The sequence below is a fragment of the Terrirubrum flagellatum genome (genome assembly GCF_022059845.1).
Classification (GTDB): Bacteria; Pseudomonadota; Alphaproteobacteria; order Rhizobiales; family Beijerinckiaceae; genus Terrirubrum; species Terrirubrum flagellatum.
Window position 1 is genome coordinate 318504 of the sequence record NZ_CP091851.1, and the last position, 12179, is coordinate 330682.

9 protein-coding genes are annotated in these 12179 nt (G+C 65.2%); 3 read left to right on the forward strand and 6 right to left on the reverse strand.

Features of this window, described 5'->3' with window-relative positions:
* The first annotated feature begins 72 nt into the window (after positions 1–72).
* From ybgF to ftsH, 3 genes are all read left to right on the forward strand, one after another.
* A complete protein-coding gene (gene ybgF / locus L8F45_RS01595) occupies positions 73–1035 on the forward strand; it encodes a tol-pal system protein YbgF (protein ID WP_342361134.1) in 963 nt (320 codons plus the stop codon).
* Positions 1023–2096, forward strand: a complete 1074-nt coding sequence (gene tilS / locus L8F45_RS01600) for a tRNA lysidine(34) synthetase TilS (RefSeq protein WP_342361135.1) — start codon at positions 1023–1025, stop codon at positions 2094–2096. Before ybgF ends, tilS begins: the two co-directional genes overlap by 13 nt.
* 135 nt (positions 2097–2231) lie before the next feature.
* The gene (ftsH, locus tag L8F45_RS01605; RefSeq protein ID WP_342361136.1) at positions 2232–4163 is read left to right on the forward strand and encodes an ATP-dependent zinc metalloprotease FtsH; all 1932 of its coding nucleotides are present in this window, start codon (positions 2232–2234) and stop codon (positions 4161–4163) included.
* Positions 4164–4596: 433 nt separating this feature from the next.
* Here ftsH and L8F45_RS01610 read toward each other — a convergent pair whose 3' ends face one another.
* The 6 genes from L8F45_RS01610 to L8F45_RS01635 form a co-directional block, all read right to left on the reverse strand.
* Positions 4597–5385 carry an SDR family NAD(P)-dependent oxidoreductase gene (locus L8F45_RS01610; RefSeq protein ID WP_342361137.1) on the reverse strand — a complete coding sequence of 263 codons (789 nt, stop codon included), beginning with the start codon at positions 5383–5385 and terminating at the stop codon, positions 4597–4599.
* A gap of 70 nt (positions 5386–5455) precedes the next feature.
* Complete coding sequence (locus L8F45_RS01615) at positions 5456–6679, reverse strand: MFS transporter (protein ID WP_342361138.1); 1224 nt, start codon at positions 6677–6679, stop codon at positions 5456–5458.
* Positions 6680–6774: 95 nt separating this feature from the next.
* Positions 6775–7566: a DUF1444 family protein gene (locus L8F45_RS01620; RefSeq protein WP_342361139.1), complete on the reverse strand. Its 792-nt coding sequence runs from the start codon at positions 7564–7566 to the stop codon at positions 6775–6777.
* Between the two features lie 256 nt (positions 7567–7822).
* Positions 7823–9745: a propionyl-CoA synthetase gene (locus L8F45_RS01625; protein WP_342361140.1), complete on the reverse strand. Its 1923-nt coding sequence runs from the start codon at positions 9743–9745 to the stop codon at positions 7823–7825.
* Positions 9746–9871: 126 nt separating this feature from the next.
* Entirely contained in the window at positions 9872–10780 is a 909-nt protein-coding gene (locus L8F45_RS01630) for a hypothetical protein (protein ID WP_342361141.1), read from the reverse strand.
* Between the two features lie 70 nt (positions 10781–10850).
* The gene (locus tag L8F45_RS01635) at positions 10851–11981 is read right to left on the reverse strand and encodes a threonine aldolase family protein (RefSeq protein WP_342361142.1); all 1131 of its coding nucleotides are present in this window, start codon (positions 11979–11981) and stop codon (positions 10851–10853) included.
* Positions 11982–12179 lie beyond the last annotated feature (198 nt).

Below are 12179 nucleotides of genomic sequence, written 5' to 3' on the forward strand. Positions count from 1 at the left end.
CACAATTTGGGCGTGAGCGACGGGCATGGTAATCGACGCCTCGCGCGTTCGCGCGCCACTCGCCTGACGATCATGAAACTTTCGACGCTCCGCATTCTCATTCTGACGATTTTCGGCTTCGCCGCCGCGCTTCCAGCCCGCGCCCAGCAGGACCCGGCCGAGCTGCTGCTGCGCCTGTCGCGCCTCGAGGCGCAGATCAGGCAGATGTCGGGGCAGATCGAGCAGCTCCAGTTCCAGAATCGCAAGCTCGACGAGGATTTGCAGCGGTTCCGGAAGGACACCGATCTGCGCTTCGAGGATGTCGGCAAGGGACAGCCCGCGCTCCGTCAGGGCGCTGCGCCGCAGCCTTCCGCGGCGCCGCGCGCGGCCGCGCCCATCACTGCGGGAAGCCGTCGTGGCGACGCGTTCGATCCCAACGCCAATCCGAGCGCGCCCGGCGCGCCAATGCCGCTGGGATCGACGCCGCCAACGGCTGCGCTGCCGCGCTCCGGACAGAGTACGATCGACACGATCATCGAGCAGGACGGCGCGCCCGGACAGAGGCAGGCCTCCGTTGGCGCGCCGCTCGATTTGAGCCAGGGCGGCGCGGGCCAGGTGGAAGGATTGCCGCAGCGGAATTCGCCGCCGATTGGCGTATCGCCGCCGAATCAGACGCGCGCCGATTTCGACGCCGCCATCGGCATGATGCAGCGCGGCGAATATGCCGGCGCTGAAATGGCGTTCCGGCAGTTCCTGCAATCGCATCCGCGCTCGCAGCTCGTCTCCGACGCGACCTATTGGCTGGGCGAGAGCTATTTCCAGCGCAACCTGCATCGCGATGCGGCCGAGCAATATCTCAAGGTGTCGACCAACTGGCCGCAGGCGACGCGAGCCGCGGACTCCATGCTGAAGCTCGGCATGTCGCTCAACGCGCTTGGCGCGCGCGATCAGGCCTGCTCGACCTATCGTGAGGTCGACCGTAAATATCCGAACGCCTCGCAGACGGTGAAGCGCGGCGTCGAGCGTGAATTCAAGCGCGCCCGGTGCGCGGCGTAAGCGGCCGCGTCAAGGAGACGGCCGGCGCGGCGCCGATCGGCGACGAGGAGGCGGCGAATCTTTTTTCACTCTGGAACAGCGCGACAGGCGTGCTCATCGCCGTGTCGGGCGGTCCCGATTCGATTGCGCTGCTCGGCCTCGCGGCGCGCTGGCGCGCCGGCGGCGCGCAGACGCCGCTTCTCGCCGCGACTTTCGATCACGGGTTGAGAGCTGAGTCGGCGCGCGAGGCGCGCATGGTCAGCGAATTCGCCGAAAGCCACGGCGTCACCCATCACACGCTGAAATGGGTCGGCGAAAAGCCGACGACGCGCATTCAGGAGCTGGCGCGTGAGGCCCGCTACGACGCGCTGGCGCGGCACGCCCTGTTCAACGAGCGCAGCCATCTCGCCGTCGCCCATCACCAGGGCGATCAGGCGGAGACCGTGCTGCTCAGGATGGCGGCGGGCACCGGCGTCGCCGGACTTGCCGGCATGAGCAAAGTGTCCTGGCGCAGCGGCGTGACGATCCATCGCCCGTTCCTCGACCTGCCGAAACCGCGGCTGATCGCGACCTGCCGCGCCTATGGCTGGCTTTTCATCGAGGACCCCTCCAACGAGGACGATCGCTTCGCCCGGGCCCGCTGGCGCTCGCTTGCGCCCAATCTCGCAGCGGAAGGGCTGACGCCCGAGCGCCTGACCGTCCTCGCTGGCCGCGCGCGGCGCGCCGACGCCGCGCTCGAAGGGATGGTCGACGCCTGGCTCGCCGACCATCCGCCCGGCGCCTTTCGTCAGGCGCTGCTTCTGCGGGCGATCGAATGGAGCGCCGCGCCGGCTGAATTGCGGTTGAGGCTGCTGGCGCGGCTGATCGCCCAGGTCGCAGCCCGGCGGGGCGACGATCCCGCTCCACAGCGGCTCGACCGGCTGGAAAAGCTGGCGGACGAGCTCGATCAGGCGGTCGCCTCCGGCCGGCCGCTGTCGCGCAACCTGCGGGGGGTGCTTGTCCGTTTCGACCGGTCGGGCGCGCTGACCTTCGCGCCGGAGCCGCCCCGCCGCCCGCGGAGCGCCGCCGTTCGTTCATCCTGATCGCGAAAAGGGGTGCGGCGAGGGCCTGAATTGCGCCGCCTTCACTTGGCACAGTCCCGCCGTGAACCTATCTTATTCGTTGATTGCGAGGTTCGTCCGGCGTTCCGCCAGACGCGCCTCCTCTAGGACGGCGTGATGAATCCGAATTACCGAAATTTCGCCCTCTGGGTGATCATTTTCCTGCTGGTGCTCGCCCTGGTGACCCTGTTTCAGGGACCTGGCCAGCGCGGCGACAGCAGGCAGATCGCCTATAGCCAGATGATCGATGACGCCGATCAGGGCCGCATCGCCCAGGTGACCGTCGCGGGCCAGGAAGTTCAGGGCGTCTACAAGGACGGGCAGAGCTTCTCGACCTATGTTCCGTTCGATCCCCAGATGGTGCCGAAGCTGCTCGCCAAGAATGTGCAGGTGACCGCCAAGCCGCCGTCATCCGACACGCCGTCGATTCTCGCCATCCTGATCAACGCGCTGCCGTTCCTCGTCTTCCTCGGCATGTGGATTTTCCTGTCGCGCCAGATGCAGAACGGCGCCGGCCGGGCCATGGGCTTCGGCAAGTCGAAGGCCAAGCTGCTCACCGAAGCGCATGGCCGCGTCACGTTCGAGGACGTCGCTGGCATCGATGAAGCCAAGGAAGACCTGCAGGAGATCGTGGAGTTCCTGCGCGACCCCCAGAAGTTCCAGCGCCTCGGCGGTCGCATCCCGCGCGGCGTGCTGCTTGTCGGCCCGCCCGGCACCGGCAAGACGCTGACCGCGCGCGCCGTCGCCGGCGAAGCGAATGTGCCGTTCTTCACCATCTCCGGCTCCGATTTCGTCGAGATGTTCGTCGGCGTTGGCGCGAGCCGCGTGCGCGACATGTTCGAGCAGGCGAAGAAGAATGCGCCCTGCATCATTTTCATCGACGAAATCGATGCGGTCGGCCGCCATCGCGGCGCCGGCCTCGGCGGCGGCAATGACGAGCGCGAGCAGACGCTGAACCAGTTGCTCGTCGAGATGGACGGCTTTGAAGCGAACGAAGGCATCATCATCATCGCTGCGACGAACCGCCCTGATGTGCTCGATCCCGCGTTGCTGCGTCCGGGGCGTTTCGATCGTCAGATCGTCGTGCCCAATCCCGATCTCAACGGCCGCGAGAAGATCCTGCGCGTGCATGTGCGCAAGGTGCCGCTTGGGCCCGACGTCGATCTCAAGATTCTCGCGCGCGGCACGCCGGGCTTCTCCGGCGCCGACCTGATGAATCTCGTCAACGAGGCGGCTCTGCTCGCCGCCCGGCGCAACAAGCGCATCGTCACCATGGCGGAGTTCGAGGACGCCAAGGACAAGGTGATGATGGGCGCCGAGCGCAAATCGATGGCGATGAGCGAAGAAGAGAAGAAGCTCACCGCCTATCACGAGGCGGGCCACGCCATCGTCGGCCTCAACGTTCCCGCCGGCATTCCCGTGCATAAAGCGACGATCATTCCGCGCGGCCGCGCGCTCGGCATGGTGAAGTTCCTGCCGGAAGGCGACCGCTACTCCATGAAGTACAAGGAGTTCACCTCGCAGCTCGCGGTGGCCATGGGCGGCCGCGTCGCGGAGGAGCTCACCTTCGGCAAGGAGAACATCACATCAGGCGCCGCGAGCGACATCCAGCAGGCGACCAAGCTCGCCAAGGCGATGGTGACGCAGTTCGGTTATTCCGATCAGCTTGGCACGGTGGCCTACGGCGACAACCAGGAAGAGGTCTTCCTCGGCATGTCGATGGGCCGGCAGCAGAACGTGTCGGAGGCGACCGCGCAGAAGATCGACGCCGAAGTCCGTCGTCTGGTCGATGAAGGCTATGAGGCCGCGCGCCGCATCATCGAGGAGAAGAAGGACGAGTTCGAGAAGCTCGCCCAGGCGCTGCTCGAATTCGAGACGCTGACCGGCGAGGAAATCCGCGATCTCGTCGCCGGCAAGGGCATCCATCGTTCCGAAGACGATGACGCCACGCCGTCGCGTGGTTCGGCGGTGCCGAGCGCCGGCAAGTCGACGCGCAAGCCGCCGGCGCCTGATTCAGGCGGCATCGAGCCGACGCCGTTGCCGCAGTAAAGAGCGGGAAAGCCCGTCATCCCGGGCGCGATGCGGCGCGCAAGCGACGCGTCGCAGACCCGGGATCGTCGTCCGATTAAGGCGTCAAGTCATCAGCAAGATTGCGCTCATCTCAAATCGCGACGAGCGCCACCATTATCACCAGTGAACCGCCAATAGTCGTGAGCTGATAACTCCGGACGTATTCACTAAAACTCTTCTGCGTTCTCTCTGACATCGGCAGATGCCACGATTTGTCTCGCGTGCTCGCCGCGAGACGGCCGAGTGACATTATGAAATTCAAAGTTGTGTTTATGCGGTCGCCGGGCCGCTCACGGTCCGAAATCGTGCGAGAATAGAGGTAGGCGAGCACGCACGCGTAGCTCGCACCAATAAATGGCCAAGCGATGGCTATAAGTGGCCGCACTACAGTTTTCCGACTGTAGAACGCGATCTATCCCGGAACCTCGACCGTATAATTCAGCGCGCGCCGGCCGCCATCGGCGAAGATCGTCTCGCCGGTGATGTAGGAGCTTTCATCGCTTGCGAGAAAGGCCGCGATCGAAGCCATTTCCGAGGGCTCGCCGAAGCGCAGCAAAGGCGTGCGCGAGAGAATGCCCTTGTTCTTGCTGGGATCATTCGCGACGGCTTTCAGCATCTCGGTGGCGATCGAGCCGGGGCCGATCGCGTTGACGCGGATGCCGTAGGGCGCGAGCGCAATCGCCATGTTGCGCGTGAGCTGGCCGACGCCGCCCTTCGAGACGTTGTAGCTGGTGATGGTCGGGATCGCGAATTCGGCGTTCACCGAGGACATGTTGATGATCGCGCCGGGTTTGCCGCCCGCCTTCACGCGCGCGACCATCTTGCGCGCCACCGCCTGACCAACAAGGAACGAGCCCTTGAGATTGACGCGGAGCACGCGATCAAAATCCTCTTCTTTCAGCTCGAGGAAATCGACCGTGTGCACGATGCCGGCGTTGTTGACGAGAATGTCGATCGGGCCGAACGCATCCTCGGTCTCGGTGATGAGTTGCGCCACATCGGCCGAATTGCCGACGTCGGCGCGCACGAATTTCACCGGCTTGCCTTCCGCCGCCAGGCGCCTGGCTTCAGCCGCGCCCTTGCTCTCATTCACATCGGAGAGCATCACCTTGGCGCCATCGCGCGCGAAGCGCTCGACGATGGCGAGGCCAATGCCTCCGGCTGAGCCTGTGACGATGGCGACCTTGTCTTTGAGAGTCATGGGAAGCGTCCTGTTTCATCGGGGAGATTGACGGGACGCTTCCGAAAAGCAAGTCGACTGAAGGCCGCGCTTACGCGGCCTGCGCCGTCTCTGCGGTCGCAGCGGCGAGCGTGGCGCGCAGGAGCCACGCCATGCTCGCGAGCGAAAGCGTGAACAGGATCGCCGGCAGCAGCATCGCCTCGCCGACGCCGACCGTGGCGCCGAGCCAGCCCGCGAGCAGCGCGCCGATCGGACGGGCGCCATAGTTCGCGGCCTGCATCGTCGCACCGACGCGCCCCATCATCGGCTGCGGCGTGATCGCCTGGCGCAGCGATGTCTGCGTCACCGCCCACAGCATCGGGCCAAAGCCGATGAGGAAGAAGGCGGCCCAGATCATCGGCTCGGGTGTAGCGCGCGAGGCCGTCGCAATGACGCCGATCGCGATGAAGGACACAAGCGGGCCGAACATCAGCAGGCCGCCAAGCGAGACGCGCGCGGTGATCGCAGGCGCGAACAAGGCGCTGAGCACGAGGCCCGCGCCGAGCGCCGACCACATGCGGCCAATCGCCTGCGGCTCGAGGCCGAGCTTTGACGTCGCGAAGGGAACGAACAGGGCGGTGAGCGCGAAGAAGGCCATGTTCCAGAAGATCGCGCAGAGCGCGATGGCGCGGAGCGCGTGATGACCGGCGACGAAGCGCGCGCCTTCGCGGATCGCGGTCAGCATGGGCTGCGCCGGCGCGGCAGGCTTGTCGGCGGGCAGCGGCCAACAGGCGATCAGCGCGCCAAGACCGAACACAGCCGTCGCAACGAAGACGATGTCGGCCGAGCCGTGGGCGACGAGCCATGTCGCCGGCGCAGGCGCCGCGAGCGTGACGATGGCGCGCATCAGCTCCAGTCGCGAATTGGCGCGTGGCAGCCCTTTCGTCTCGACGATGCGCGGCATGAGCGCAAAGACCGAAAGCACGATGGCGACGACGCCGGCGGCGGTCACAAAACAGGCCGCGCCAATGAGCGCGAGCGGCGCGCCGGGCGCATGCAGCGCCAGCCAGCCGGTGATCGAACCGATGAGGGCAAGCGCGCCGCCGGCGAGCAGGATCGTGCGGCGCGAGAAACGATCGGCGAGCGCGCCGATCGGCAGCGAGAGCAGCAGCCACGCCGCCGATTGCGCCGCGACCAGAAGGCCGATGGTGCGCGCATCGGCGCCTGCGGCGGCCGCGATGAGGGGAACGGCCGCGAGCGTCATCTGGTCGGCGGCGTGCATCGCCGACGAGGCGGCGAGCAGGCGAGGGAAGATCGAAACGGACTGGCTGGACATGGGCGCATCCTCTGGAGAGCTGCGCCTCTTCTGGAGGATCGAGGAGTGGGTCGCGACCCGTTTCCTATGATGACGGGGTTTCCCGCGCTGCACCCTTACGGGCTGTCGAAAAGCTCGAAGCGCCCTTTGCGATAGACAAAGAGCCGGTCGGTCAGGGGATATGCGCTTTCCTTCAACGTGTTCGTCGCGGCGGCGCGGGTCTGTGCGAGTCGAGTTGGCTCAAGCGAGCCGGTGACGAACAATTTGTCGCGCGCCGGGATCGCAACCACGATCTCGCCTTTGACCTTGATCTGGCCTCCCGTCCAGATGTCGTCGAACAGAAGAAGGCTGGAATCATAGTCGCCGCCGCCGGCGCTCACCATGGCGAAACCGTCGCCGGCGGCGATCATGATCTTGCCCATCAGCGGAAGCAGATTTTGTTTGGCGAACTTCCGGAGTTCAGCGCGCTCGACGCCGATCGCATCGAATTCGACGTCGGTCAGATATCGCATGCGCTTGGGGGTATCTTCCGCGTAGACAATGATCAGGTCTTTGTTCAGCTCTTCGAAAAGAGCAGGCTGTGGTGTTCCGCCCATGCGTCGCTGCGCTTCCTCGAAACCCTTCAGCCAGCCGCGATCCTTGACGACGGGCACCACGCGCTTTCTGTCGAGACCGCTTTCATTCGCCGGCGGCGCCGCGATCAGCGACAGATGCTTACGCGCGATCTCCATGAGATCGGCCTGGTTTTTCCGATAATGCGCGTAGGCGTTGCTGAGGGGGAAAACCAGACTGCGACCAGACGGCGTGACGACGTTGATCTCGAAATCATCGAGCACCTTCACGGTCGTGGCGGGCGACTCCGCTCTGATGATCCTCGCCACTTCTTCGACGAAGGCGCGTCGACCCAAGGGTTGCGCCTCTACCTCGGGCGCGGAAGCGCATAACGCCACGAGAAGCGTCAACAGCGCGATGATCGCCCTCGGCGTAAAGCAATGCGATTGAGCTGCCGGCTTGCCCATGTCAGCGCTCCCTGCCGAGCGCGCCCTCGCGCTCTGCTCCCCAAATGTCGAACTATGGGAACGGTAGTGACGATCTGGCGCAAGCGAATGCAGGTCTCTATTTTTCTTGCGCCGCTCTAAAATTATTCGCGCTCGGCGACGCTCGTCAGATATGCCTTCCCGCCAGCGCCGCGCCGATTTCGTCGAGGATGGCGGGATCGTCGATCGTCGCCGGTACGGTCCAGGAATCCTTGTCGGCGATCTTCTTCATCGTGCCGCGCAGGATTTTTCCCGATCGCGTTTTCGGCAGGCGATTAATGACGATCGCCAGTTTGAACGACGCCACGGGCCCGATCTTCTCGCGGACCAGCATGACGCATTCGCTTTCGATCTCTTCGGCCGGCCGGTTGACGCCTGATTTCAGCACGAGGAATCCGCAGGGGACTTCGCCCTTGAGATCGTCCTTCATGCCGATCACAGCGCATTCCGCGACGTTCGGATGCGACGCCAACACCTCCTCCATGCCGCCCGTCGAAAGACGATGGCCCGCGACATTGATGATGTCGTCGGTGCGGCCCATGACATAGAGATAGCCGTCCTCGTCGCGGAAGCCGGCGTCCGACGTCGAGTAGTAGCCGGGGAATTGCGTGAGATAGCTTTCGCGGAAGCGCTCATCCTGCTTCCATAAAGTCGGCAGCGCGCCGGGCGGCAGCGGCAATTTCACCGCGATCGTTCCCATCTCGCGATCTTTCATTGGCGCGCCGCTCTCATCGAGAATCTCAACGGCGTAGCCGGGCATGGGAACCGCAGGCGATCCATATTTCACCGGCAAGGCGCCAAGGCCGACGGGATTTCCGGCAATGGTCCAGCCCGTCTCCGTCTGCCACCAGTGATCGATCACGGGCTTATCGAGACAATTCTCCGCCCATTTGATCGTGTCAGGGTCGGCGCGTTCGCCAGCGAGAAATAGCGTGCGGAATTGCGAGAGATCATAGCGCTTGAGATGTTCGGCGTTCGGATCTTCCTTCTTGATCGCGCGGAACGCAGTCGGCGCCGTAAACATCGCTACGACCTTGTGCTCGGAAATCACGCGCCAATAGGCGCCGGGATCGGGCGTGCCGATCGGCTTGCCTTCATAGAGAATGGTCGTGCAGCCTGCGATCAGCGGGCCATAGACGATGTAGGAATGGCCGACGACCCAGCCGATGTCGGACGCGGCCCAGAAGGTCTCGCCCGGCTGCACGCCATAGATGTTCGACATCGTCCAGTTGAGCGCGATCATGTGGCCGCCGGAATCGCGCACCACGCCTTTGGGAACGCCCGTGGTGCCCGAGGTGTAGAGCACATAGAGCGGATCGGTCGCGGCGATATTGACCACGCGCGCGGATTTCTTCGCCTTCTTCGCAGCGGCGACGACGCGCGCCCAGTCGCGATCGCGTCCCTTGATGAGCGGCGCCTTGAGCTGCTTGCGCTGGAAGATCAGACAATGCGTCGGCTTGAATGTCGCCTGCTCGATCGCGCCATCAAGCAGCGGCTTGTAGGCGACTGTGCGGCCCGGCTCGAGGCCGCAGCTTGCGGAGAGGATGACCTTGGGCTGCGCATCATCGATGCGCGTCGCAAGCTCACGCGCCGCAAAGCCGCCGAACACCACGGAATGCACCGCGCCGATGCGCGCGCAGGCGAGCATCGCAAACAAGGCTTCCGGAATCATCGGCATGTAGATGATGACGCGATCGCCTTTGCCGACGCCCATATCCTTCAGCACGGCGGCGAGGGCTTTCACCTCGGCGAGCAATTCGCCGAACGTGATGATGCGCTTCGCATTGGCGACCGGGCTGTCATAAATGATCGCCGGCTGGTTCTTGCGCCCGCCCTTCACATGGCGATCGACGGCGTTGAAGCAGGTGTTGCCCGTGGCGTCGGGAAACCAGCGGCCATAGACGCCGGCCTTCGCATCGAAGATTTTCTTTGGCGGCGTCGCCCAGTCGATCGCCTTGGCCGCGTCACGCCAGAATTTCAGCGGGTCCTTCCGCCAGCGCGCATAGGTCTCGTGATAGCGGCTTTTCGCGTCGCTGCGATTGTCTGGCATCGCTTCCTCCCGAGGGGCGGGAGAAGCCATACGATTTGCGGACGCGCAAGGCGACGGACATCGCACAAAAACAAACGCCGCGCTGAAGGCGCGGCGTTGTCGTGAGCGATGGGATTTTTCGAACGGTCAGTTCAATGGCGCTGGCGGCACCGCAGGCGTCGCCGGTGTTGGCGTCGAAGGCTGCGTTTCGAGCGACTGGGCCGGAGGCGCGTCCGCGTTCAGCTTCGGGCTCGTGTCCGCCGGGTTCGGCAGGATCACGCGCGGCTGCTGGCGCGCCTGCTGTTCGTTCTTCGGCGGTTCGGTGGTTTCGAGCTTCGGCGCGCCATTGTCGGGAATGACGGGAACGACAGGCTTCTCGGGAGCGGTAGTCTTCGGCGGAACCGCGGCTTGGTTCTCGTTGCGCGGCCTCGCGGCCCGGGGCGGCGTCGCTGGCTTCGGCGGCGTCACAGTCTGCTGCTCGCGCGGCGGGGCGACAGGCGGCGTCGTCTGGGGAGCGGGGTTCGCGGGGACCGCGGCCTGCTCCTGAGCCGGAGCGGTCGGCTGCGCCAGCGGCGCGCGCTCGACCGGCGCGGGCGTCACGGGCGGGACGACTGTTCCCTCAGGCGCGGGCGGCAGCGGCGGCTTCGGCGGCAGGGCCGCCTGTTCATTGCGCGTGGAAGGACGGCGCGCCGTCGGCGTTCCCCGGCCAAGCAGCCGCCGCTCGATGATGTCGCCCTCATAGGCATGCACCACGAGGCGCAGCCTCGCGCCATCCGCCGTCTCGACCTGGGCGACATAGACGTCGCCATTCAGAACGGGGCGCGTGAGCGGGCGATAGCCCTCCTCACGCAACATATTGGCGACTTCGCCGACGGTCAGGATGCCTTCGAGCAGATAGGGCGCCGGCGTGCTGACGATCGGCGGTCGGCGAACGCCGGAGAAGGGATAATAGCCGCCGCCCCAGAAGAGCTGCGCCTCAGCAGGCGCACTCATGAAGCCGGCGGTCGCGCCGGCCAGGGCCGCGAAAATCGAAACGCGAGCCATCGCGCGCATCATCAGGAACTCCGTCACGTCGCCACGATACGCTTCGGCGGGGAATGCGGCGTGGTCATGGCGGGTTTTGCGTTCATTCCGCGGCGTGTGCGCTTGCGCTCACGCTCGCAGCGGCCGCGATGAGGCGGTCCACCTCGTCGGCCGACGTATGGAAAGAAGCGACGAGACGCATGAGCTTCTCGCCGTCCTTCGGCGCGAGGCCGGGCGCGGTCGCGTGCGAGTCCCAGGGATGGAAGCGGCCGCCGGCGGCCCGCATCGCGCCTTCGACCGCGGCTGGCAGGATCGCGAAGACCTGATTGATCTCGCGGGGAAATGCGAGACGAACGCCGGCGATCTTGGTCAGACCCTGCGCCAGCCGGTCGGCCATCGCGTTGGCGTGACGCGCGAGATCGAGCCAGTGGCCGTCTTCGATCATGGCGTCGAGTTGCGCCGACGCGAAACGCGATTTCGACGCGACATAGCCGAACCAGTCGCAGGCTTCATGAGCGTGCTTCGCCCAGGCCGCGCCGCGGCCTTTCGGATCGAACACGACCACGGCGTCGACGCCGAGCGCGCCATTCTTGGTGGCGCCGAAGGAGAGAACATCGACGCCGGATTTCCAGGTCAGCTCCGCCGGCGTGCAATTCAGGGAGGCGACCGCGTTGGCGAAGCGCGCGCCATCCATATGGACAGCGACCTCGTGACGATGGGCGATCGCGCTCAGCGCCTTGACCTGCGCCGGCGTGTAAACGGTTCCGCATTCGGTGCCGTTGGTCAGGCTGATCATGGCGTGGCGGCGCACGGGGCCGCGATCGGCCGGCGACAGGCCGCCAAGCGTCGCGTGGACCGCCTCGGGCGTCAGCCTCCCATCGATCGCCTGCAATTTGATGATCCGGGCGCGGTCATTGAAGAAGGTTCGGGCATGGGCCTCCTTGGTGAAGATGTGCGCCTCCTCGTGACCGAGGATCAGCCCGTCACGGCTTGCGAGGATTTCGAGCGCGAGCCCATTCGCAGCCGTACCCGTGGGGACGGGAATCACCACGACATCGGTCTCGAAACATTCCGCGAACCGGGCCTGCATGCGCTTCGTGACATCGTCGCCGCCATAGGCCGGGGCAGGGGCGCCGCCGGAATTGGCGGCCGCGATGGCGTCGAGAATACGGGGGCTGACGCCCGCCCAGTTATCGCTGGCGAAATCGAGATGCTGTGTCATGGCGGCGGACACTGTCAGAGATCGTCACGCAGGGAAAGTCCGCCGAAGATTGCGCCTAAAAAGCGTGCGGCGTTCCATTTATTTCTCCTGCCGCTACAACTGAGTAATTAAATTTCAAAAATTGCGTTTGAGTCCTCTTGTGAGTCGTTCCAAACTCTGGCAATGGTTTGGGCGGATAGGACAGGAGTGCTGTCTTTTCCGGGTGAGGCG